Annotated in this window: 21 protein-coding genes and 1 tRNA gene; 16 read left to right on the plus strand and 6 right to left on the minus strand. The window is 46.5% G+C overall.

The window, feature by feature from the left end; genetic code table 11:
* Window position 1 precedes the first annotated feature (1 nt).
* Complete coding sequence (locus C8D98_RS02190) at window positions 2-487, plus strand: chemotaxis protein CheD (protein ID WP_132871632.1); 486 nt, start codon at window positions 2-4, stop codon at window positions 485-487.
* Window positions 488-490: 3 nt separating this feature from the next.
* Here the strand turns inward: C8D98_RS02190 and C8D98_RS02195 are convergent, their stop codons facing one another.
* Window positions 491-1168, minus strand: coding sequence for a C40 family peptidase (locus C8D98_RS02195; RefSeq protein WP_132871633.1), 678 nt, complete (start codon window positions 1166-1168; stop codon window positions 491-493).
* A gap of 121 nt (window positions 1169-1289) precedes the next feature.
* Here C8D98_RS02195 and C8D98_RS02200 point away from each other — a divergent pair, with 121 nt between their 5' ends.
* Both C8D98_RS02200 and C8D98_RS02205 read left to right on the plus strand, forming a co-directional pair.
* A complete protein-coding gene (locus C8D98_RS02200) occupies window positions 1290-2351 on the plus strand; it encodes a hypothetical protein (RefSeq protein ID WP_165871157.1) in 1062 nt (353 codons plus the stop codon).
* Window positions 2352-2531: 180 nt separating this feature from the next.
* Window positions 2532-3365: a pirin family protein gene (locus C8D98_RS02205; protein ID WP_132871637.1), complete on the plus strand. Its 834-nt coding sequence runs from the start codon at window positions 2532-2534 to the stop codon at window positions 3363-3365.
* Window positions 3366-3401: 36 nt separating this feature from the next.
* Here the strand turns inward: C8D98_RS02205 and C8D98_RS02210 are convergent, their stop codons facing one another.
* Together C8D98_RS02210 and C8D98_RS02215 are read right to left on the minus strand one after the other, a co-directional pair.
* Window positions 3402-3743, minus strand: coding sequence for a zinc ribbon domain-containing protein YjdM (locus tag C8D98_RS02210; RefSeq protein WP_132871639.1), 342 nt, complete (start codon window positions 3741-3743; stop codon window positions 3402-3404).
* A 64-nt stretch (window positions 3744-3807) separates the two neighbouring features.
* Complete coding sequence (locus tag C8D98_RS02215; RefSeq protein WP_165871158.1) at window positions 3808-4209, minus strand: DUF192 domain-containing protein; 402 nt, start codon at window positions 4207-4209, stop codon at window positions 3808-3810.
* A gap of 187 nt (window positions 4210-4396) precedes the next feature.
* Between C8D98_RS02215 and C8D98_RS02220 the strand changes: the two genes are divergently transcribed.
* The 8 genes from C8D98_RS02220 to C8D98_RS02255 all read left to right on the plus strand — a co-directional run bounded on the left by C8D98_RS02220 (window position 4397) and on the right by C8D98_RS02255 (window position 16499).
* Window positions 4397-6712: a methyl-accepting chemotaxis protein gene (locus tag C8D98_RS02220; RefSeq protein ID WP_132871643.1), complete on the plus strand. Its 2316-nt coding sequence runs from the start codon at window positions 4397-4399 to the stop codon at window positions 6710-6712.
* A gap of 237 nt (window positions 6713-6949) precedes the next feature.
* Complete coding sequence (locus C8D98_RS02225; RefSeq protein ID WP_132871644.1) at window positions 6950-8314, plus strand: sensor histidine kinase; 1365 nt, start codon at window positions 6950-6952, stop codon at window positions 8312-8314.
* Window positions 8315-10696 carry a molybdopterin-dependent oxidoreductase gene (locus C8D98_RS02230; RefSeq protein ID WP_132871645.1) on the plus strand — a complete coding sequence of 794 codons (2382 nt, stop codon included), beginning with the start codon at window positions 8315-8317 and terminating at the stop codon, window positions 10694-10696.
* A gap of 68 nt (window positions 10697-10764) precedes the next feature.
* On the plus strand, window positions 10765-11220 hold the full coding sequence (locus tag C8D98_RS02235; RefSeq protein WP_132871646.1) for a hypothetical protein: 456 nt from the start codon (window positions 10765-10767) through the stop codon (window positions 11218-11220).
* Between the two features lie 146 nt (window positions 11221-11366).
* Window positions 11367-12068 carry a response regulator transcription factor gene (locus C8D98_RS02240; RefSeq protein ID WP_132871647.1) on the plus strand — a complete coding sequence of 234 codons (702 nt, stop codon included), beginning with the start codon at window positions 11367-11369 and terminating at the stop codon, window positions 12066-12068.
* Between the two features lie 420 nt (window positions 12069-12488).
* The gene (locus tag C8D98_RS02245) at window positions 12489-15182 is read left to right on the plus strand and encodes a DMSO/selenate family reductase complex A subunit (RefSeq protein ID WP_132871648.1); all 2694 of its coding nucleotides are present in this window, start codon (window positions 12489-12491) and stop codon (window positions 15180-15182) included.
* A 10-nt stretch (window positions 15183-15192) separates the two neighbouring features.
* Window positions 15193-15807, plus strand: a complete 615-nt coding sequence (locus tag C8D98_RS02250) for a 4Fe-4S dicluster domain-containing protein (RefSeq protein ID WP_132871649.1) — start codon at window positions 15193-15195, stop codon at window positions 15805-15807.
* Between the two features lie 62 nt (window positions 15808-15869).
* Window positions 15870-16499: a TorD/DmsD family molecular chaperone gene (locus C8D98_RS02255; RefSeq protein WP_132871650.1), complete on the plus strand. Its 630-nt coding sequence runs from the start codon at window positions 15870-15872 to the stop codon at window positions 16497-16499.
* Window positions 16500-16555: 56 nt separating this feature from the next.
* Here C8D98_RS02255 and C8D98_RS02260 read toward each other — a convergent pair whose 3' ends face one another.
* On the minus strand, window positions 16556-17038 hold the full coding sequence (locus tag C8D98_RS02260) for a glutathione peroxidase (protein ID WP_132871651.1): 483 nt from the start codon (window positions 17036-17038) through the stop codon (window positions 16556-16558).
* A gap of 376 nt (window positions 17039-17414) precedes the next feature.
* Here C8D98_RS02260 and C8D98_RS02265 point away from each other — a divergent pair, with 376 nt between their 5' ends.
* The 3 genes from C8D98_RS02265 (at window position 17415) to C8D98_RS02275 (ending at window position 20536) form a co-directional block, all read left to right on the plus strand.
* A complete protein-coding gene (locus C8D98_RS02265) occupies window positions 17415-18641 on the plus strand; it encodes an ATP-binding protein (protein ID WP_132871652.1) in 1227 nt (408 codons plus the stop codon).
* A 322-nt stretch (window positions 18642-18963) separates the two neighbouring features.
* The gene (locus tag C8D98_RS02270) at window positions 18964-19206 is read left to right on the plus strand and encodes a helix-turn-helix domain-containing protein (RefSeq protein ID WP_132871653.1); all 243 of its coding nucleotides are present in this window, start codon (window positions 18964-18966) and stop codon (window positions 19204-19206) included.
* A gap of 1 nt (window position 19207) precedes the next feature.
* Entirely contained in the window at window positions 19208-20536 is a 1329-nt protein-coding gene (locus C8D98_RS02275; RefSeq protein WP_207891229.1) for a type II toxin-antitoxin system HipA family toxin, read from the plus strand.
* Between the two features lie 207 nt (window positions 20537-20743).
* On the opposite strand, the gene C8D98_RS02280 is transcribed toward C8D98_RS02275, so the two are convergent.
* Window positions 20744-20839, minus strand: a tRNA-Sec gene (locus C8D98_RS02280).
* A gap of 10 nt (window positions 20840-20849) precedes the next feature.
* Complete coding sequence (locus tag C8D98_RS02285; protein WP_132871654.1) at window positions 20850-21263, minus strand: HIT family protein; 414 nt, start codon at window positions 21261-21263, stop codon at window positions 20850-20852.
* A 568-nt stretch (window positions 21264-21831) separates the two neighbouring features.
* On the opposite strand from C8D98_RS02285, the gene C8D98_RS02290 reads away from it, so the two are divergent.
* A complete protein-coding gene (locus C8D98_RS02290; RefSeq protein WP_132871655.1) occupies window positions 21832-23328 on the plus strand; it encodes a sulfurtransferase in 1497 nt (498 codons plus the stop codon).
* Between the two features lie 19 nt (window positions 23329-23347).
* The gene (gene extI / locus C8D98_RS02295) at window positions 23348-24550 is read left to right on the plus strand and encodes a selenite/tellurite reduction operon porin ExtI (protein WP_132871657.1); all 1203 of its coding nucleotides are present in this window, start codon (window positions 23348-23350) and stop codon (window positions 24548-24550) included.

Genomic DNA, 24550 nt, shown 5'->3' on the forward strand with positions numbered 1-24550 from the left:
GATGTTCAATGAAATTGAAAGTTATTATCTGAAACCGGGGGAGATATTCTATTCGGAGGAACCCGCAATGGTGCGAACCGTGCTCGGTTCCTGCGTCAGTATCACAATGTTCGTTCCTCGATTTAAAATAGGAATAATCAGCCACTGCATGTTGCCCAGCTCGCAGGACGCAATACACAGAGGCGAAGACGCCATGAAGTATGTCGACTGCGCACTTCTTTACATGAATAAGAAGATAATCAACAGCGGGGCGGAAAAGAGGGAGACCGAGGTAAAACTGTTCGGCGGCAGTAATATGTTCACCATTGCCGATGCCGATTCGGGGGTGGGAATAAAAAATGTCAATTCCGCCATAAACCTGATAAAAAAGCTCGGCTATGGGATCGTATCCAGCGACACAGGCGGCAATTTCACCCGCAAACTGTTCTTCTCATTTGACACGGGAAAGGTCTATCTGCGGAAAATATCGAAAATTCAGGGGATGTAGGAACTATCTGGCAGTGAGACTGCCTTCGCCTCTGGGAACCAGTTTTGTGGGTCTGCCTATCAGCGGGTTTTTGGTCAGTATGTTCTTAATCTCCCGCAAGGCCACCATTTTGGTGTTTGTGGATGCATCCCATACACTGACCGTATCTGTGGTTTCGTCGAAGCTGATGAACACTGCCACATGATCGATGCGGCCGTCGGAGTTCATATCGAAGAACAGAAAATCACCCGTTTCATAGCTTAAAAGCTCCCTTGTGTCTGCCATGGCGGAAAGGGATGTTGCGCTGTAGGTGAACATGTCGTGGGCAGTCACATCATGCACCACGTTCTCATCCTTGCGGAATCCTTTATAGCCCAGACTGCCGTATGCCCAGATGATGAGTCCGGAGCAGTCAAGCCCCGTATCGGGGTTCTCCCCTCCCCAGACGTAGCGGACACCCTCCGCAGCCTTTATCTGTTCAATCAGCGACATCTTCTCCTCATGGGTCAGCTCACGCAGTTCGTAGTCGTCGAATCTGCCGTAAACGTTGCGCTCGGCCCACGAAAGGATCGGCTTTTGCGTCTCCTCAGATGGTCTCGCTGCGGCAGCCGGCTCAGAGGGCTGAATATTTCTGTAGCATCCGCTGAGCGAGAAAATAAAGAATACAGTTATTATTAAGGATGCTATTATATTAACGTTCATTGCGCCTCCTTATGTGAATTTTTGAATTGTTTTATGCGGTATATTTTTGATATTATAGAAAACGTAATTTCCCCGTACTATTATAATTTATAAAACAATAAACATGGCGGTTGCAATAAATATGTTGAAAATTAAGAGAAAAAAAGATGGTGGCACGGATAATAAGAAAGCAAGAAAAGAAAAAGAGAAGGAGAATGAATCTATAAAAATATCAGCGTTTTTTAACTCGTGGTTCTATCTCTCAGTAATTATATTGCTTCTAACAATAATTTTATCGAGCTTCTCCAATAGATTTTCACACAGTTATTCTTATATTATAAATATTTTGATCGACTTATTCAAAAATATTGGATTAGCGATATTTGTTGCGAATATTTTTACTTTTATAATGGGGACAGAACAATTTCTGAATTATATTAGAAAGAGATTAGTAGATATTGTTCTTTCTAAAGATTTTGTAGCAAAATTAAGTAAAAGTGAGCAACATAACCTGCTGCATCTGACACTTAAACCTCCAAAAGATTTATCGTTGGTTTATTCAAGAATTAACGATTACTTTGATAATTATATAAATAGTTCCCTTAATTTGTTTGAAAATAGTTATCGAGGTCATTTGCATATCAATGCCGTTGCATCATTTGATGAGTCAAAAAAAAGAGTACGAATAGAAAGCGAATATGACTTTATAGTTTACAAAGTTAATGAGAAGTTTGAACCGATTAATATATATTTTGAAGATGAAGAATCTGAGTTGATAGTAACTAAAGTTGATTCAATTGAGCTTAAAACATCTGATGCTGAAACTCCCTCAGACGTTAAAGCTAGGGGTGTAAAAAGAGGGTATTCCCTCAAAGTTCCAGACGAATTAAATGACCGTCAACACTTAAACGTTTACAGAAAGATTGTTGAATATGGGGATAATCATTGGCAGTTATTTGTTTTTAAATCTATTCAACCTTATGATGGTATGCTAATAAATCTACGTTGTGAAGATGGATTATGTATTAAAAAACATCTAGTTTATGGCAGGCAGAATGATTTTATAATAGAGCCATTTAACAGAGGTGTTAGAATTAAGCATATTGACTGGGTGGTTCCTGGATTTGGGGTAAGTGTTACGGTGGTTAAAGGAAGCCATGAGCATTGCGAGGAGTGCAGGTGTATTGATTGTGAGAGCCATTAATTTTATGAAAATTAGAGAATTTGAGATAAGAAAATATGGTTTTGCACTTTTTACAAATTACTTTCATATTGAGACAATGAAAAGCTAACCTCTGTTATTGTAATGGATTGTATTTGCTTGGAGGCAGAGCCTGTATTGTATATACTTGTGTGGTATCATATTTATACGGAGGTGTCGGCCATGAAACTGAGAGAGATTAAAGAGATTGTCGCAGGCAGACCGTCCATAGACGGAGCCGGAGTGCATCTGATGCGGGTGCTCAGCAGGCGCAACGTGGTGAGTTTCGACCCGTTCCTGATGCTGGATGCCTTCGATTCAACAGACCCGAACGACTATGTTCTGGGTTTTCCGATGCACCCCCACAGAGGGATAGAGACTGTCACATATCTTATAGAGGGCAGGATAGAGCATCAGGACAGCATGGGCAACAAGGGAGAGATAGTTTCGGGCTCCTGCCAGTGGATGACAGCGGGCAGAGGGATTCTGCATCAGGAGATGCCCAAGGCCGCTCCCAGAATGCTTGGGCTTCAGCTCTGGGTGAACCTTGCCGCCGATAAGAAGATGACGGAACCTGCATACAGAGACATAACCCCCGACCTTGTGACAAAGGTTGAGGACGAAACGGCGCACGTTGCCATCGTTGCCGGAGAATACAAAGGGCACAGGGGCGGCACAAGGGGCGAGTATATTCCTGTGACCTTTCTGGATGTAACCGTTAAGCCGGGGCAGACATGGGAATATGATACTAAAGAGGATGAAAATCTGTTTGTTTATACAATGCTCGGAAGCTGTGTATTCGGCAGTGCAGACGAACCTGCACAGCCTAAAAGAGCTGTCCTTTTCACCGAAGGGGACTATTTCAGAGCGTCTTCCGAAAATGGCGGCAGGTTCATTCTGGTTTCCGGAAAACCCCTGCGGGAACCTGTTGCGTGGGGCGGGCCAATAGTAATGAACACCGAAGAGGAGCTTCAGCAGGCTTTTGCCGAGCTTGAGGACGGAACTTTCATAAGATAAAAAAAGCCGCAGTGTAAAAAACTGCGGCTTATGTTTTCAGAGTTTTTTAACGAATTCCGACTTCAGCTTCATTGCGCCGATTCCGTCTATCTTACAGTCGATGTTGTGGTCGCCGTCCACAAGGCGGATGTTCTTGACCTTCGTTCCGACCTTTACCACCAGTGACGAACCCTTAACTTTCAGGTCTTTTATGACAGTGATGCTGTCGCCGTCGGCTAGCAGGTTTCCGTTTGCATCTTTAACTACAAGACCTTCGGAGCTTTCGGTCTGCTCGGTCTCTCCGCTCCACTCGTGTGAGCATTCGGGGCAGATGAAAAGCCCTCTGTCTTCATATGTATATTCTGACGAGCATTGCGGGCATTTAGGCAGTGATGACATGTAACCTTCCTTATTTTTTTGAGGCATAGTACCAGAGCGGTGGAAGATAAGCAACTTTTAGAGGTCAGCGGCTGATGGTAATTGTGTCCGCAATTCGTATGCGGTGTTTTTCAACCTCACCTGCGTTCAGCTCTATTATGTATGATACAGGAATGTCGGGGCCTATCTTTTCAAGGCTGAGAGGCACTGTTTTTTCCCTGATATAGACTATTCGGCCTTTCATGTCGGCAAATATCATATCCAGCGGTATCAGGGTGTTCTTCATCCACATTTTCACAGTTTCCGGCTCATTGTAGATGAAAATCATTCCGTCGGAGCTGTCCAGTTTTGTGCGGTGCATCAGGCCGTTCAGCTTCTCCTCTTCAGAAAATGCCGCCTCCAGATGAAAAATCCTGTCCACGCCGGACACGGATACTTTCATTATTTCCGAGGCCAAAGCTGAGGAGCACAGAAGAAGCAAAACCATAGAAATGATCATTCTCATTCTGCATTGTAGCATAATATGGGCGGGAAAATGTACTGATTCCGTTGCTTTTTATTTCACACAGGGATATTATCAGGTATATGCAAATATGAATATGCAGCTTTCAGTTCAGTAAGTTCGTGGCGGCTGATCCATGGCTGTCTATCAGAAATAACTGTGAGGATTTATTATGATTCGTTTAATGTCTATCAAACTCAAGATCATTCTTATCACTACGCTTGTGTCATTTGTCATTATGGCTGTGACATATCTGTTCATGCACAGTACAGCAACCGGCATTGAGCAGAACATTTTCACCTCTTCGGCAGAAAAGATGAAAAGTGTCTATCAGGAGAAGCTAAATACAAAGCTTCAGGTGGGCATAACAAACGTGATCTCCTTTGCGGATGATCCGGTGATAGCTGACGCTCTGGCCGAGGGGGACAGACAGCCCATCATAGACAGGGTCAGCGGCATTGCGGAGCACTTTAAGAAAGAGACGAATTTCAGGAACATAAAGATACACGTCCACACGGCGGACTACAAATCCTTCGTCAGATCCTGGGCTCCTGATGAATACGGAGAGGATCTGAGCAAGACCAGACCGTCTGTTGTTATGGTCAAATCCGGCGGAAAGCTTGTTTCCGGTTTCGAGGTGGGTTATGCGGGGTTCGCACTGCGAGCCATATCGCCTATTACCAAAGACGGTAAGTATATCGGCGCAATAGAGTTCATTCAGGGTATCAACTCCGTTGTGAAGGAGATGCAGGAATCGAAGATGGATATGATCCTGCTGATGAACAGGGACCTGACATCGCTTGCAAAAAGTCTGGAATCGGCTCCTGCGGCAGGCAGATATGTTGTCGCTCAGAACGATTTCAACAGCGACCTGTTAAAGGCAGCGGCGGATAATCCTGAAATTTTCGACAGCAGCGCACCGTATCATATTGTGGGCGACTATTTCATGACCCTGATTCCCGTGAACGATCTGAGCGGAAAGAGTGCCGGAGTTGTTCTTATTTCCGAAAATATTGAGGCTGTACATGAATCTGTGGAGCAGTCTGAAAAAATGATAAATATCGCCATGTTTGCCGTTTTTGCGACAATAGTCGTTATAAACGTGGTCATAGTTCTGCTGCTTATGGTGTTTTTCAGGCCGGTGAACACTATTTCGGCAAAAATGAGAGAGTTCGCACAGCAGAACGACTCGGATATGTCGAAGCGTATCGAGCTGGAAACAGTGCCCGAAGGAACGAAGGTGGGTTCCGAAACCTATGTGCTTTCGCAGAACTTCAACAGCTATCTGGACAAGGTTGAGGCCGAGATGCTCGAAAGCCTGCGCAACATAAGCGATGCCCTTCAGACAGTGGTTCCCATGACAGAGAACATAATGCAGGTGACAAACGCAGTTGAGCAGACGGAAGATCTGGCCAGACAGGTGGCCACCGCCAGCGAGGAGATGAGCGCAACCATAAACGATATCTCTTCGAACGTTTCGGACTCAGCTGAAAAAGCGGGAATGTGCGTCGGGCTTGCGGACGAAGGCCATTTTGCAGTGGAGAGCGTCTGTGAGGCGGCAAAAAGCATAGATGTCAATGTCGGCGCCCTTGTCGAGGAGGTCAACAGCCTCAGAGACAAGACCGAGCAGATAAAACTTGTGATAAGCGTTATTTCCGACATCTCGGATCAGACCAACCTTCTTGCCCTTAACGCCGCCATAGAGGCCGCCAGAGCGGGTGATGCCGGACGGGGTTTTGCAGTTGTTGCGGATGAGGTTCGAAAACTTTCGGAAAAGACAAGAACCTCTCTGGACGAGATAAGCGCCACCGTCCATAACATTCTGCAGAGTGTTGAGAGTGCGGACAGCAAATCGAAGAGCGTAAACGAGTCCATAGCCCTTCAGAGCAGGGAAACAGAGAGAACCAAGGCGAAATTCGAAGAGATTGCCATGTCCATCAAAGACCTGAACAGTCTGATAATCAACATATCCTCGGCTGTTGAGGAGCAGTCGGTGGTTACAGGGCAGATAGCCCAGAACGTTGCCATGACCGCAGAACATACCGACAAGGTTTCCAAAAACATGGAAAAACTCTACGACGGTATATCCGAGATGCAGCATGCGGTTGTCAGCCTCAGCGACAAGGCGAAGAGTACCAAGATGAGCAGAAAGACCCAGATATTCCTTCTGGCAAAGATAGCTCACGTCATGTTCGTTTCAAGGATTCTGAACCATGTTACAGGGCGGATAGTTCTTACAGGCCTGGACGACCACAGAAGCTGTGCCTTCGGAAAGATGTACTACAGCAGCGAGTGTGCCTCCTGCTCCGGCGATCCGGATTTCAAAGCGCTTGAACCCGTCCATATCAGGGTGCATGAACTGGGCAAAAAACTGATAAGCGAATACAACTCAGGCGACAGAGCTTCGCTGGAGAAGGATTTCAAAGAGCTGATATCCTGTGTCAGAACTCTTCTGGCGGCTCTGGACAGACTTGCGGCCAAGCATTAAGACATAAAAGGCGGAATAAGCCTGAGAAAGGGCTTATTCTGCCTTTACATTTTCTGCACAAACTATATGTTTTTTTTATGGATTTAGTAAGGTATTGCTGTGGAGAGTTTTTCCGGTGCGTGTGTTAGTCTCTCTCCGCCCGCTTCACCTAAGCTTCACCGTCATGTAGTGATTATTATGGATAGAGTCATAAATAATGCCTGTTTTTGTTTAAATGCTGGGGGAATACTTAATTAGATGGATATAGTAAGTAAATCGCTCAGAATAAGGATCGTACTCGTATTTTCGGGATTCAGTATACTTATAGGTATAGCTCTTTTTGCCGGAATCTTTATATCTACCAAATACACAGAGAAATATGCACTTAAAAAGAGGATGGAGTCTGAGACCGAGCGGTATCTCGAATCGCTGACAACCTCCCCTGTTTCCCCCGTTGCTTTCAGCACCGAGGTGCCTGTGCCCGAATCGCCCTACATGACAACCTATCTGGGTGAGGATCTCATGCCTGAGTGGGCTGTTAAGACTCTTTCCGGACTCGATGAGGGGAACTATGAAAAAGAGAACGACAAGCAGAACTATTATGTGGCCATAAGGGACCTTGCCGACGGCCAGAGATTTTATCTGCTTTTCAACGTAACAACCCTCATCGGCGACCACCGGATGATGAACATATCCAGACAGTATCTTATCATAACCCTGCTGCCTACCTTCATAATAGGCCTGCTGCTGGGAATTATCACTGCTTATAAGGCTGTTTCGCCCGTTGTAAGGCTTACTGAGATTGTGCGCTCCAAAGAGGAGACGGGAACTCTGCCCAGAGATATCTCCAAAGGGTTTGATAGCGACGAGGTGGGTTTTCTTGCGAAAACTCTGGAACATGCCATAACGGAGATGCAGGCCTCAATCGACAGAGAGAAGGCTTTTGCAAGGGATGCCAGCCATGAACTCCGCACACCGCTGACAGTCATGCAGGGAGCGATAAAGATACTTTCGGAAGACGTTTCCGATGCGGATTTTAAAAAGCAGAACGTGCTTTCCAGGCTGAAGCGTGCCGCCTCGAACATGGAACATCTTATAAATTCATTCCTATGGCTCTCAAGACAGGAGAGACATGACACCACGGGCATGAGCAACGTTGCCGAGGTGGTCAGGGAATGCATAGACAACAACTCTTATCTGATAAGGAATAAACCCATTGTAATAGAGGTTGTGGAGAAAGAGCGGCCGGTTCTTCCCGTTGCGCCTGAGATACTCTCAATAATTCTGGGCAACCTGATACGCAACGCCATAACCTATACCCATGCGGGAAAGATAACTGTCACCATATACGGCCACTGTGTTTCCGTTGAAGACACGGGGCCCGGAATACCCAAGCATGTGGTGGACAACATCGATATTGTGGGCGGTGTTTCAAAGGCCGACGGGTTCGGATTCGGCCTGTCCATCGTACATCGTATGTGCTCCAGTCTCGGCTGGAAATTTACTATAAGATCGGAAGAGGGCAAGGGCACAAAGATAATACTTTGCTGCAACACGGAAGAGGAGAGAACCTCGTGTCCCTTAGCCTGTCGCGCTGTTATGGAAAAAGCTGAGGAGGCTTAAATGCAGATGAACAGAAGAGAGTTCCTGAGAATGGCGGGAGCCATGCTGGCAGTATTGTCCTGCGACGCAGAGGCTCTGGCTGCCGGCGGCGACAAGGTGATAACCCATGCCACGCATATGGGACCTCTTAAGGCGTATATAAGGAACGGAAAGGTTGTCCGTATCGAGGCGATGGGAATGGACGTCGCCCCTGTTGATCTTCTTTATGCGATGAAGGACTACGTTTATGCGCCGAACAGGGTGAAGTATCCCTGCGTGCGTAAAAGCTATCTGGACAGAAGCGATAAAAGACATCTTAGAGGAGCGGAGGAGTTTGTCCGTGTGGACTGGAACACCGCCCTTGATCTTGTTGCGGAATCCCTCATCAGAGCCAAAGGCGAATACGGCAACGAATCCATCTTTAAAACCACCTATGCCAGATGGGCGCATCCGGGAAGGATACATCAGGCGGCAGCGCTTCAGGGCAGGCTTTTCGGTCTTTTCGGCGGATTTGTCGACATCGTCGGCGATTATTCCGCAGGTGCGGCAACACAGATTCTGCCCCATGTTGTGGGGGATATCGAGGTGTACAGCCAGCAGACATCAAGAGAAGTTGTTCTGGATAAAACAGAGCTGATCCTAATGTGGGGTGCCGACCCCTATAAAACCGAGAAGGTTGACTACCATGTTCCCACACATTCAGGGAGTGAATGGTTCCTCAAACTTAAAAAGAAGGGTGTGAAATTTGTTGTAATAGACCCCACCAAGAACATGTCGGTGGAGAAGATAGGCGGAGAGTGGGTTCCCATAAAGGCGGCCTGCGACACGGCCATGATATTGGCCATGTGTCACACTCTCTATGCCGAGAAGCTTTATAATAAAAATTTCGTGGAAAAATATACGGTGGGCTTTGATGTTTTCATCAAATATCTTAACGGCGAAAAGGACGGAAAGGTAAAGGATGCGAAATGGGCCGAGCGGATATGCGGAGTTCCCGCAAGGAAGATAAGGGAACTCGCCCGAATGGCTGTTAAACACAGAACTCTGGTGACCGGAAGCTGGGCGTGTCAGAGGATCCAGTACGGCGAACAGTTCCACTGGAGCCTTGTGGCGCTGGCCAGCATGATAGGCCAGATAGGCCTTGCCGGCGGCGGAATATACTTTAACATGCACTATTGCAGTGCCGGTGCACCCTATTCAGACGTGGGAATACCGCTGATGCTGTCTCAGGGGAGAAACCCAGTAAATATACTTATGCCCGCATCCCGGATGAACGAGATGCTGCTTAATCCCGGAAAGACCATAGACTATAACGGCAAAAAACTGACCTATCCCAATATTAAGCTTATATATTCAGCGGGCGTCACCCCGCTGGGGCACCAGCCCAATGTCGGAAAGCTCATAGAGGGGTTCCGAAAGGTGGACACTGTGATAACCCATGAGCCTTGGTGGACTCCGACGGCGAAATATTCTGACATAGTTCTCCCCGCTACCACAAGTTTTGAGCGAAGCGACATAACCTTCGGCTCGTCATACGGCGTTGAGTATGCGTTTGCAATGAAACAGCTGATAGCCCCCATGTTCGAGGCCAGAAACGATTTTGACATATTCCGTGAGCTTGCGGTCCGGTTCGGCCTTGAGAAGGCTTATACGGGCGGAAAGAGTGTGGATGAGTGGATAAAATGGAGCTACAGCAAGCTCAGAACATCGGTTAAATTCGAAGATTTCTGGAAGCAGGGCTACGTGCACTTCTCAGCTCCCAAAAAGAACAGGGAGTTCGTGCGTCATGCGGATTTCAGAAAGGATCCGGTGAATAACCATCTGCGTACCCCCTCCGGCAAGATAGAGCTTTTTTCAGAAAAGATTTCTTCGTTCGGATATGAGGACTGCCCCGGACACCCTGTCTGGTTAGATCCTATTGAAGGACCCTCGTCATATCTTGCTAAAAGATATCCTTTTCAGCTGATAACGCCCCACCCCAAATACAGACTGCACTCTCAGCTGGACAACACCCCGCTGGCAGCAAAGGCGAAGATAGGCGGAAGGGAACCTGTTTACATTAACCCTGCGGATGCGGCCAAACTGGGCATCAGTCACGGGGATATAGTTGAAATATACAACAGCAGAGGAAGCATCCTTGCGGGTGCTATGGTCACATCAAAAATAGTGAAGGGTGTTGTTGCCGTTGAGGAGGGTGCATGGTATGCGGCGGAAGATCCCCTCAATGCGGATTCCAGATGTGTTTCGGGACAGGTGAACGTGCTTACTCCTGACAGGCCGACATCGAAACTGGCTCAGGCCATTTCGGCCAACACCTGTCTGGTGGCCATAAAGAAGGCTTCTGGGAAACTGCCGAGAAACACGGCATATGATGTTCCGGAAATAAAAGGCGGTGGGAAATAAGGCTTGTTCTGGCACTGCTCTTTGCTCTGAGCGTTCTTTCTTCCGCATCTGCTCAGAGCGATCAGACCGTGTACGTTAAAGAACCTCTGGATGTTCCGACCTCTGTCGGTACGGCGACAATATATCAGGGTGCATCCTTTGACGGCTATTTCGCAGGCGGCGGCTGGCTTGTACGCAAAAAATTCAGGCTGTTTCCGGACGGCAGGCTTTTCGATCCGGCTATACCCGGTGTGCCCATGGGCGGTCTGAAGCTTCCGGTGAAAACACCTCTGCCGGATATGATTGAAATTCAGGCGGTCATCGGCAGCAAAAAACTTGCGGAAACAATGGACGATGCCGTAAGCGACCTTGAAAATGTCTATTTTGAAAGGTGCGGAACCTGCCACAGAGCGTATGAACCGGATTCTTTCAGCTACCCCCAATGGGCAACCGTGGTCAGGTCAATGAGACTTCATGCCGGGCTGGATGAAAAGTCCGCAGTAAAGATCCTCCGTTATCTTGCTCTTCTGGCTCCGGTTGAGTGAATATCCTTTTTTTCATGCCTTTGCGATATTTTAGCGTTATAATTTGTGTAGAAAAAGTGTTGCGCTTTACCTGCATTTGACAATTATATGGATATTATAATGTATAGGTGAAAATAGTGCGGAACGACACGTCTGATAACATTGGAATGAAGTTTCTTCTTGTTGAGGATGATCTGGATATCGCTGAGAATATTGTAGACTTTCTGGAGGGGAAAGGATGCAGTATGGACTATGCGGCCTCCGGAGAGCTTGCCCTTGAGCTTCTTCGTGATAATATCTACGATGCCGTTATTCTTGACATAAATCTTCAGACCATCAGCGGTTTCGAGGTTTGCTCCCGCATAAGGAAGAATCTCCGCCTTAAGATTCCGGTAATAATGCTCACAGCCAGAGTTATGCTCGGCGACAAGATAAGCGGTTTCGAATGCGGTGCCGACGACTATCTCACCAAGCCTTTCGATCTGGAAGAGCTTCTGATCAGGCTGAAGGCTCTGTCCAGAAGATACAGACAGTGCGTTGCCAACGTTTTCAGAGTTGCCGACCTGTCCCTCGATCCGGAAAAGGGGATAGTTGAGAGAGCCGGAGACAGAATAGTTCTGCCCTTCGTCTGTTTCCGCATTCTTCTGCGTCTCATGGAAAAGTATCCCGGCCCCGTTTCAAAAGAGGAACTGGAATATGACATATGGAAGGATCAGCCTCCCATGAGCAATTCTCTGAAATCACATTTTTATACCCTGCGCCAGCTTGTTGACAGACCTTACGAAAAACAGCTCCTGCACAGTGTCAGAGGCAGAGGCTACAAAATAGACGACAGTGACACGGATATCGACCTCGGTGCGGATATCTGACAATTTGGCCGTGTTGCCTGTTCTGTATAGGTTATATCTATAGACAATATCGTTGTGTCTTTTCGTGATATGCGTTTGTATATATCGTAAAATTTCCAATTATTTTTCAATTGTCAATCTATGTTTTACCAATGCTTCATCTTGTTATTGGTATTTTCAATTAGGGACAGATTTGTCCTGAGGGGCTCGCTGAATATTTTCCTGACGTCAAGGCTCGGGCTGCCGGATAACTGTATCGGGCGGCTGAAGTTTTTAAATCAGTTTTTTATAGGCCGGTCTGCGGAGTTCTGCGGCCGGAAGGGAGGGGATTATCGGAGTTCTGTTTTCACCTTGCCGGAAAGGATATTGACGGCTGCTGCGGAATGTACCGCATTAGCCATGCGAGCCAGGAAATCTGTTTGAGAATTAACGGAGGTTAATATGTCTGTATTAGATAAAGAGCGTTTAACTAAATCTCTGGATGTTTCCAGAAGAACTTTCATGAAATGGAGCGCCATGCTGGGTGCGGCGGCTACGGTTGGCTGCGGCTCTGTCGGCGGTTCGGACAAGGTCGAGGAAGACAACTCGGTCATCAAGCCCAAAGATTTCGACTACGATAAGGCAGTCTGGTCTGCCTGCAACGTTAACTGCGGAAGCAACTGCCCCCTTAAGCTTTATGTTAAGGACGGAGTTGTTGTTCGTGTGGGAACGGATAACGAATCTGCAGACACATACGGACCTTATGGTGCGGACTATCAGCAGCGTTCATGCGTAAGAGGCCGTTCCGTACGTCAGAGAATATACAACACCGACAGACTCAAGTACCCCATGAAAAGAGTTGCCGGATCCCTCAGAGGTTCCGGTCAGTACGAGCGTATCTCCTGGGATCAGGCGATCACTGAGATTGCAGCCAAAATGCAGTCTGTTAAGACTACCTATGGTCCCGGAGCATTCTATGTTCAGTATGCAACAGGAACTATCTGTGCCCACATGTCCTGCTCATGGCCCCCTGCCTCTACCCCTCTCGCAAGAATGCACAACCTTTGGGGCGGCTGGCTGAACCATTATGCAGACTATTCAACTTCACAGATAACATCCGACCTGTGCCTTCTTGAGGGTACAAGCTGGAGCAACAACACCATCACCGATGCTGTGAACAGCAACCTTGTGGTTCTTTGGGGTAACAACCCTGCGAACACCAGAATGGGTTCTGCCAGACACTTCACATATCACCTGCAGAAAGCAAAAGAAGCTAATCCCGACCTCAAATTTGTAGTTGTGGATCCCTTCTACACCGATACAGCTATTGCCCTTGAGGCCGACTGGCTGGCTATCCGTCCCGGAACCGATTCTGCACTGGTTGCGGGTATGGTTCAGTACCTTCTTTCCGAAGGTCTGCTGGACGAAGCATGGATCGACGCACGCTGTGTAGGCTGGAGTGAAGCTTCAATGGCCGGGGTTGTTGAGGTTACTGCCGGTGCGGAATCCTCATATGAGCCTGCTTATGATAAGAAATGGGGCGATACTGATGCGACTGAGCCTGCTATCCCTGCCAACAGCTCATACAGAGCATACATCAGCGGTCTTGGAACTGACGGCATCGTTAAGACTCCCGCATGGGCATCTGCCATTACAGGTGTTTCGGAAGCAAAAATAAAAGCATTCGCAAAACAGCTGATTAACGAGTCCCCCGCAATGGTAATTCAGGGATGGGGTCCCCAGAGACACTCACTGGGCGGCAACAACTCAAGAGCCATCGGTCTGATAACCATCCTCACTAAAAACATCGGTATCACAGGCGGCGGTTCGTCTGCCAGAGAGGCCGCATCTTCAGTTTCAGTGCGTATGGATAAATGGGTGAGCACCTTCCCCGCTAACCCCGTAGGCTATACTATATCCAACTTTGCATGGCCGCAGGCTATCAAAGATCATACAAGCATGACCGGAAGAACATGGGGCGTAAGAGGTCTGGCTACACAGGATACTCCCCTGCCCGCTCCCATCAAGTTCATATGGAACTATGCGGGTAACTGTATGCTCAACCAGCACTCAGATGTCAACGGAACCATGGCGATGTACAAGAACGAGTCACTGGTGGAATGCATCGTAACCATCGATAACTATTTCACTCCTTCAGCAATGATATCTGACTATATTCTGCCCGACTGTACTAACTTCGAGCAGAACGATATGTCTACGAACTCAGGCGGTAATACCTGCGATATCAAATTCCAGAGTAAAGCCATCGAACCTATGTTCGAGTGCAAGACCATCTATGAGATGCTCTCTCTTATCTCCGACAAGCTTGGCATCAAAGCGGCTTTCACCGAGGGCAGAACTCAGGATCAGTGGCTGGAATACCTTTTCAATCAGTCCATAACAAAATACGGCGATCAGGGTATCTTCACTGCCGCAAAAGGTCAGGACACCTATGCGAAATGCAAAGAGAAAGGCCTTATAAAGCATTACAGCACAACGGCTGTTCCGTCAGTTGCTTTCAAAGCCTTCGTGGAAGATCCCGCAACTAAGCGAGTCTCTACTCCTTCGGGCAAGTTTGAGATATTCTCAAAACGTCTCTACAACCTGAAGCATCAGTGGACGTTCCCTGCCGAGTTCAACGACGGCAAGGACAAGATATCTCCTATTCCTGAATACTACGCTTCATGGAGCGGATATGACGACCCTGCCAGAAGCACCTATCCTTTCCAGGTGGTCGGATTCCACTATAAGCAGAGAACCCACTCAACATACTACAACTGCGAGTGGAACAGGGAAGCCAGCGTGCAGACTGCATGGATAAACAACATTGACGCTCAGCGTCTGGGTATATCCCACGGCGATACTGTGGAGATATACAACGACAGAGGAGCTGTGCGCATCAAGGCCAAGATTACCGCAAGGGTTATGCCCGGTGTAATCGGTCTGCCTCAGGGCGCATGGTACAACCCCGGCGGCAAGTGGTATAACAGCAGTGTGGTTCACACAGGCACCCTCGCTCCGGCGGAAATAGGCAACAGCAGCGTTGTTGACTACGGCGGATGTATCAACGTCCTTACGGATTTCAGACCCGGTCCCGTGTCGAAAGGGAACTGTCAGCACAGCGTTCTTGCCGCTGTTAAAAAGGTAACAGGCTAAGGAGGATAAGATGAGCAAACAGTACGGATTCTACATAGATACCAAACACTGCACAGGCTGCAAAGCATGCTTTGTTGCATGCAAAGACAGACAGAACCTGAATTCCGGAGAGAAGTTCAGGAAGGTTTACGAGTTTTCCGGCGGAAACTGGAGCGAAACAGATGTGAACGCTTATAACAATTCCATCTTCGCATTTTATGTGTCCCTCGGCTGTCAGCATTGCGATAACCCCGCATGTCTGAACGTGTGCCCTGCAAACGCATATACCAAAAGAGAAGCCGATGGTGTCGTTGTTTACGACGCATCAAAGTGCATCTCATGCTTCGGCTGCCAGAATGCCTGCCCCTACAAGGCTCCGGTTTATGACCATCAGGCAAAACACATGAAAAAATGCATCATGTGTACTGACGAAAAAACTGCCGATGGCGTACCCTCGCCCGCATGCGTAAAGGCTTGCCCCTCAAGAGCCCTTGAGTTCGGCGAGATCGAAGTGCTGAGAGAAAAATATGGCAATGCAAACATAGTCGCATCCTTTACAGCCTTCACGAAACCCAATGCAGTCTTCAACCTGCACAAGGATTCGTCATCAGGCACGGCTGTGGTGAACAAAGAAGAAGTATTCTGATAAAACGATGACGGGCGGGGGATAACACCTCCGCCCATTTATAAACTTTCAAGGAAAAAGCAATGAACATTACAGACAGCGACAGATATCTTGAAGCGATGGCGGCGTTCTCGTTCTTCAACAAGGTTCTTCTGGACGCACCTGAAAAAGAATATATGGAGGGGTTCAGAGACAGTGTCGGCCTTCTGGACGAATGGCCTTTCCCGGAGAGTGCCGAATCGAAGACCGGACTGGAACTTCTCAAAAATTACCTGAAAAACTATACCGAAAGCGAATTACAGCCGCTTAAGGATAATTTCAATAAACTTTTCATAGGCCCCGGACATCTTTTCGCTCCGCCCTGGGAGTCGGTCTATAAAGAACAGGATCGCACTATTTTCGGCGAAGCAACACTTAAGGTCAGAAACAGATACAGAAAGTTCGGCCTTGAGATCCATAATCTCCACAAAGAACCCGACGACCACATGGCTTATGAATGTGCTTATCTCAACTTTCTCTGTGCAACTGCGGCGGCTGACGAAACCGCTGAGGATGTCAGAAAGGAGATTGCAGAGTTCATAAAAGACCATCCGGCAAGTTGGGTGGATGAATTTACTGAAAAAATGATAGAAAATTCGGCGACAGATTTTTATAAAGGCGTAGCGTATCTGTTGAAAGGCTCGCTCAATGAGGCTTTCGCAGTTTTTTCTTGAAGGTGGGATTGCAGGGGTGCTCTGCGCCCCTGTTTTCCTGACTTACAGTACCTTCACTACTGTCCTAAATACTGCAAAATATGCTTCTCAGTTTTCATGGGGTTTGTGAAAGGAGCAAAACGCCTCACAGGAGTGCCATCCGGAGCAATAAGGAATTTTGTGAAATTCCATTTAATACTTTCCGTGCCGAATATTCCAGGAAGTCTGCCCGAAAGGAATCTGAAGACCGGATGCGCCGAATCGCCCCTTACGTCACACTTTTCAAAAATTCTGAATGTAACTCCGTAGTTTATCCTGCATGTGGTTTCTATTTCCTTTGCATTGCCCGGTTCCTGATTGCCGAACTGGTTGCATGGGAAGCCCAGAATCACAAGACCTTTATCTTTGTATTTTAGATTAAGTTTTTCAAGATCGTTGTATTGAGGTGAGAAGCCGCATTTGCTGGCAGTGTTTACGACGAGAACTGTTTTGCCGGTAAATTCGGCAAAGTTAACGGTTTCTCCTGAAAGGCTTTTTGCTGAGAGATTGTAAAATGACATGAGTACCTCCCTATATCACAAAGTATAATACAGCTTCCTATATTTGCCGAATAAAATGCTCCCTTGAGTATAGAAATGATTTGATTGATTTGGCGGAGGTGCACGGGACTGTAATGGTGTCCTATTCAGGACTCCTGCGTTATCTTAAGTGATTGGAAGATTGCAATCTATTCTGTCTTGTCTGGCTTTGCCTTGGCTCTATTTAGGACAAAATGAAATGAGACGCTGGGCTTGATTGTGTGATAATGTAAAATGTACTTTACATGCAAGATTAGTGTTTGTAAAATGAAACTTACATGCATATTGTTTCTTTTATGTAAGTTGGACTTTACATTGTTGCCGCACTATTGTAAGATGTATTTTACAGAGGTGCTGTATGTTTGATCTTGACTTGTGGTTTGCCGAACAGGCGATTGCTATGAAGAAACTTCCGAGTGCTGACAGTCGCTATCTTTTTAATAAAATACATTGGGATAATAACTGCATAGGCATACTTGGCGCACGTGGTGTCGGGAAAACCACTATGATGATGCAGTACCTCAAATCGAAATATGATGGGAAAACCAACGCATTATACGTTTCAGTGGACAACCCCAGATTTCAGGATTTGCCATTGAATGAGTTTGCCGCAGAGTTTGCCAAAAACGGCGGAGAACTGCTGTGTCTTGACGAGGTACATAAATATCCGGACTGGTCAAAACACATAAAAGCTATATGCGACACCCGCCCCGATTTAAAGGTCGTATTTTCAGGTTCAAGCCTTTTGCAGATGAATATGCAGGATGCAGATCTCAGCAGAAGAGCGGCATTTTACCATCTGGACGGACTATCGTTCAGAGAGTATCTGAACCTCGCCTATGGCATGCAGCTCGGGATATACAGTTTGGAAGACCTGCTTAAAAACCATATAGACATTGCAGGTGATGTTATCTCTAAATTCCCGAAAGTGCTGAAAGTATTCTCAGAATATCTTTCATATGGCTATTATCCGTTCTTTCTCAACGATAAACCGACATATCACATGAAGCTTTCCAACACGATTAGAGAAGTTTTAGAAACCGACATGGGCTTTGTGTGCGATATTAAATATGCGAAGATACATCAGATAAAGAAGCTACTCTATATGCTTGCCACGACACCGCCGTATGAGCTTAAAAAGACAGGATTGTCCGAGGTTACCGGGATAGACAGGGTGACGATGAACGAATACCTGATATATCTGCGGGAGGCTGGGCTGGTTAACTTGGTTAAGCCTGCAGGCAGGGGTGACGGTGCAGTGAGAAAGTCCGAGAAACTGCTGATGAACAACTCGAACCTGCTCTTTGCGATAAGCTCAAAGCCGGACATTGGGACAGTGCGGGAAGTGTTTTTCGTAAACCAGCTTAATAACTACTATCGGATGCAGGACAATTTTCTGTCTGTGTCTCTGGAGTGTGCGAAAAGCGGTGATTACACAGCTGACGGCATCACGTTTGAGATAGGCGGAAAAGACAAAGGTTTCAAACAGATAAAGGATATTGAAAATGCCTACGTTGCCGCCGCAGATTTAGAAATCGGATACGGTAACAAAATCCCCCTCTGGCTGTTCGGAATGATGTATTAAGTTTAATCTTTCGGCAATAAGTGTTTAAATCATGATTCGTTGTTAATCCTAATGTTCTGAATATCCTCTAGAAAGGCAAATACTTTAGAGTTCTAAAAATAACACGAGGAGCTTTCCAAAGCAATAAGCGATACCCTGAAGAATTCAAGATCGAAGTTATCAAACAAAATGCTGGGTAAAGCTATAAGGTTCTTGTGGAAGATGCGTTGACAATATACGCTATGGAGTATATTATTCAAATATACGCCTCTGCGTATAAGTACTATTTATACGCAATAGCGTATTAATATGTTTTATACTGTTATGCGTATACGAGGTTGCAATGATAAGTCAAATAATCAGTTCTCCGGAAATATTGGGGCACGCTATAAAATCGGCCAGACAGAAAGCCAAGCTCACTCAAGGGCAACTGGCAGAAAAAACTGGTCTACGCCAAGCAACTATTTCAAAAATAGAAAACGGATCAAAGAACACACGGCTGGATACATTGTTTATAGTACTTTCAGAATTAAACCTTGATATGGCACTGAATCCGAAAGATTCAAAATTAAAGGCGGAGTGGTGACGTGGGACGTGAAAGTCAGTCGGCAAAATTAAACGTCTATATGAATGGCATTCTGGTTGGGATATTGGAAAGGCTGACAACCAGTTTACTTGAATTTACTTATGCGGACGAGTGGATGCAGATGGAGGAAAGCAGACCGTTATCTTTGTCTATGCCGTTATTTACGAAAAAACACAGTGGCGATGTGGTAAGGAATTATCTGGATAATCTCTTGCCGGATAATCAGAAGGTGCTTGACAGAATACAGGCAAGGTTGAAAATTGGCAGATCGGACAGTTTTGATATCCTTGCTGAAATAGGTAATGACTGCGTTGGTGCAATCCAACTCGTTCCTTATGGAAAGAATCCTTGCCGTGTGAGAAATATTGAAGGAAAGCTATTATCAGACCATGATATTGCTAAAATTCTGAAAAATTACCGGACAGAACCTCTTGGGATGGATGATTCAGATGACTTCAGAATTTCGCTTGCCGGTGCTCAGGAAAAAACGGCCTTATTGAAAAGAAATGAAGACTGGTATCGACCTGAAGGCTCGACCCCTACGACACATATTATAAAATTACCGATAGGTTATATCCGCGCCAACAACATTGATTTATCTGAAAGTGTTGAAAATGAGTGGCTTTGCCATCTTATTTTAAAGGCATTCGGTTTAGCTGTTGCAAATATGGACATTGTACAGTTTGAAGACATGAAAGTATTGTCCGTTGAACGGTTCGATAGGAAATTGGCTGACGACAAGTCATGGATTATCAGATTGCCTCAGGAAGACTTTTGTCAAATCACTGGCACGTCACCATCTCTGAAATATGAAAAAGACGGTAGATTGGGGATTGAAAGAATTATGGAAATTCTCCGTGGTTCGTCCAATAGTCAAGAGGATAGGCATACCTTTATGAAGACGGTTTTTTTGTTTTGGGTTATGGGCGCTGTAGATGGACATGCGAAAAACTTTAGTATCAGGCTGAACCCTCAGGGAGCATATAATCTGACCCCGATTTACGACGTAATATCCATTTATCCCAGTTTGGCTAAAAAAGAGATACATCCCAGTAAAATAAAGATGGCGATGGCTGTTGTGGGAACCAATAAGCAATACTTATGGGAGCGTATTCATGTCAGCAATTGGATACGGACGGCTGATGCATGTAATTTCTCAACAGAGGCCATGAAAGGTATTGTTAAGGATGTTATTTGGTCTATGGATGATGTTATCGCAAATGTCAGAAAACAGCTTCCTGAAAATTTTCCATCGCACATAGCGGAGCCGATTTTTAATTATATGCAGGATATAAAAATCAAGTGCATACAAAATATGGAAGAGATTTGATAAGCGGTGCGGATGAACTGGAAGCCTCATCATAGCACTCTCCGTTCAAGACGGAATGAGTAGCACCCGGTACCAGAATTTCCGGTGATCACACCGCTATGAAATTATAACATTTTTACTGGAACAGTTCTGTTTTTGTCTCAAATAAGGCACACATCAAAAAGTGCCATCTGCATGTTACTGATAAACTGGATATATAAAATATTTTGGCGGAGGTGCACGGGAATCGAACCCGCCTGACGCACAGGTGCGTCACCATCGGTTTTGAAGACCGCAGGGGACACCAGTACCCCACACACCCCCGGTTCCATTCTTATTCTGTCAGGCTGTGGATGCGGTGAGCCAGCTTGCCCATCTCCTCGAAGCCGCTGTATTCATCATGCTGTCTTTCAAACTTCAGGCCGTCATCATGGCTTCTGGGGATAATGTGGATGTGGGAGTGGAAGACTTCCTGTCCGGCATCCGCCCCGTTGTTCTGGATAATATTAATTCCGGTTGATTTAGTGGCCTCCCGAACTGCCGCCGCAACTTTTGCCGTAACGGCATAGATTGCCGCAGATTCTTCTACGGGCGTATCGAAAAGGCTTTCAAAATGTCTTTTGGGCACAATCAGAGTATGACCCTTTCTGATGGGACGGATGTCCAGAAAGGCGATGAACAGGTCATCCTCATAGATTTTGCTGCAAGGGATCTCTCCGCTTATTATTTTGCAGAAAATACAGTCCATAAAATACCTCGGTGTTAAGTTGGTCTGATTTTAACATGTTGTTGGCTGAAAACAAGAATTATATATTTTTGAAATTGCGGGAAGAATGTCAGTTAAAAATAGGTTAAGAGATTATGTTTTATTGTGGAAAAAATCCCCTTTACCCTAAAGCACATGGCCAATGAATTTTTATATATGAAAATTTAGCCTGCGGCATAATTCACATTAAATTCAATTTAAAAAAATTTTCATCATTTTTTAATTGAGAGAGTTTTTATCATAAAATCCATCGCACCTTCTGTATAGGCAAACATAAAAACATATGGATAATCATAGATATTAAATTATTGATGTTAATCGTAATTAGCATATGCCAAGTTGAGTTGACGGGTTGATATTCGTGTGTTTTATTTATGATAAGTATAGATATTAAGACATTTGAATTTAGAAATTAAGACAAGGCGGAAAAGAAGCCGTTTTGTCCGGAGTGGTTCGTAACCGAAAGCGTGGGAAGGGCATTTTGTAACTAAGTGAACGATAGCTGCAAAACCATAACACGAAAGGGCATATGCCCTAATTGGAGGATTTTATGAAGCACTCTTTATTGAGGAAAGGCCGTTCATTCATGGTAACGGCGGCGTTCGCTTCTGCGTTTGCGGTGCTTTCTGCTTGCGGCGGAGGCGGCGGTTCTTATGAGGCTCCGGCACCTACTCAGCCATCCAACGCATGGTGGAACGGATACGATGTTTCTGCCGAAACTCTTGTTTCTGCTGATACGGCTGTTCAGTGGATCAAGAACGGCTGGAAAACATCCGAAGGTTATCCCGTTATAATCGTTGACGTTCAGACTGATTTCACAGCTGCGTCAGACAGGATCATCGGCTCAATCAGAGGTAACAGTGCGGTGATCAACGGCTTTGCTCTGGATGAGTACAGGGCCGAAGGTCCCATCGACACTGTTGATGCCAGAGCCACATCCGCAAGGATGGTGACCACAGGCGCAACGATGGACAAGATGATTCAGGACATGGGCGTGACAAAAGATACTGTCATAGTTTTTGCGAATCAGGCTGTATCTTCAAGCGAATTCAACGCCACAAGAGCGTGGTGGACATTCTTCTACTGGGGATTTTCAGAGTCAAAGATCAAGATACTTGACGGCGGCGTTGCTGCTGTGAAGGCACTTGACGCTTCTCTGGTGGACACTGCAACAGTATCGGCTGACCCTGCGGACAGCACATTCTCCGTTAAGCAACTTCCCGGCCTGCATGATGCGGCCAGAGTCACCACCAAGAACGTTATCGACCTTGTAAGAGCGGGTTCTGCTTCAACAAAGATCATCGACGTAAGGGGTACTGATTCACAGGGTTCAGTAGCGTTCAACGGACGTATCAAAGGCGCTGTAACTGGTATCAATGCGGCCAGCTTCATCAGCGGCGGCAAGTTTGTTGACAAGGCCACAGGCGAGGCTATCCTTGCGGCAAAAGGCATCACATCTGCCAGCAACATCATAGTTCATTGCGTGTCCGGCTACTCTGCGACACCTGTTTACTATTATATCAAAGAGGTTCTGGGATACCCCAACGTAGCTCTGTATGACGGTTCATGGTCTGCATGGTCAAGCCACGCCGGATATGAGCGCGGAGTTTCCTATGCTGCTCAGGCAGTATACTGGGGCGGATCTTCCTTCTACTGGTACACCGACACTGCAAGCGTTACGGCTGTGGGCAACCCCAACGGCGCAACTGCTGACAGCACAGGTGTGATAGCTCTGGGCGGTCCTCTTAAGGCGAATGTGAACTCAAACGTTCTTTCCTTCGACACTTTCAGGCTTTCAACAGTCGCACCCGTTGTTACATCCGGCAACGTGAGCACAACTGCTCAGACTGCAACAATGGCTGCAACAGCTAACTGGAAAGACGTATACGGCGCTCTGCTGTTCGTTTCCAACCCCGGCTACACAGGTACGGGAAATGAGATTGAAGAAGCGGACAAAGCCTATGTCGCTTCCGATGATGACGACGGTTCCGATTCCGGCGATGATTCGGGCGAACCCGTGACTCCCGGCGGACCCAGCGGCTGCTGATTAAATCCGGAGAATAAATATGTTTAAAACAAAATTACTTACAGTGCTGATGCTTATGCTCATGTGCGCAGGAAGCGCATTCGCCTTCAAGCCCATCGAGCTTGGCGAGGGCAAATATCTCCAGTTCTTTTATGACGCTCAGTTCGGCTACACAGGCAGAAACACCGGGAGCGGTGTTAACGCTGAAGACGACACTAACGAGTTCAACTTCAGAAGGAACAGGATAGGCTTCATCGGCACATACAACGAGAAGCTCAGCTTCTATGTTCAGACAGAATACATTGAAGACAAGAACGTAAACCCGCTTTATGTGGACATATCTGACGACGACAGCAAAGATTTTTATCTGCTGGATGCACAGCTCAGATACACACCATTTGAGAACGTTGACCTGATCGCAGGTAAGTTCAAACACTCTCTCACCAGAGAGAACCTTGAGGGATGTTTCAACCCTCTGACACTTGACCGTTCATTCTTTGTCTATGCTCCTTTCAAAACAAGCAGAGACAAGGGTGTCGGCGCACGTGCAGAGTTCTTTGACAACATGGTACAGGTAAGAGGTGAGATTCAGGAAGGCCGTACAGGCGATGCTGCCGACGGTTCACCCGATCCCGGTTCAAACCTCCGCTATACAGGCCGTATGCACCTTTCTCTGCTGGATAAAGAGACAGGCTACGGCTACAAGGGCACATATTTCGGCAAGATGAAAGTGCTTACGGTGGGCGCATCCTATCAGTATGAGCCCGACGCTGTTTACGGCGACGTTGCAAACCTTGCCGACAAAAAGGACTACGCCGCATATTCATATGATATTTTCGGCGAGTTTCCCACGGCAGCGGGTACCTTCACCCTTTCAGCCGCATATCTTAACGTAAGCTTTGACGATGCGTACAAGGGCACAAACCCCGACGCAAACTCATACGGTCAGAACGGCGAGCGTGACGGCTATTATGTTAAAGCGGGCTATATGCTCCCCTTCAACGTCGGCCCCGGACAGGTGCAGTTCTTCGGACGCTATGACAAGTTCGACTTCGCAAAACTCAACGGATACTATGACAACTCCGTGGATTTCATTGCGGGCGGCGTTAACTACTACATAGACGAAGACAAGATAAAGCTCACTGCACAGTATTCAAAAACAAACTTCGACAAAGAGGTCGGACAGGACACCAATATGCAGGATTTCGATACATTCGAACTGTATATGCAGGTCAGGTTCTGA

Origin of the sequence: Seleniivibrio woodruffii, from assembly GCF_004339245.1 — a bacterium.
Taxonomy (GTDB): Bacteria; Chrysiogenota; Deferribacteres; order Deferribacterales; family Geovibrionaceae; genus Seleniivibrio; species Seleniivibrio woodruffii.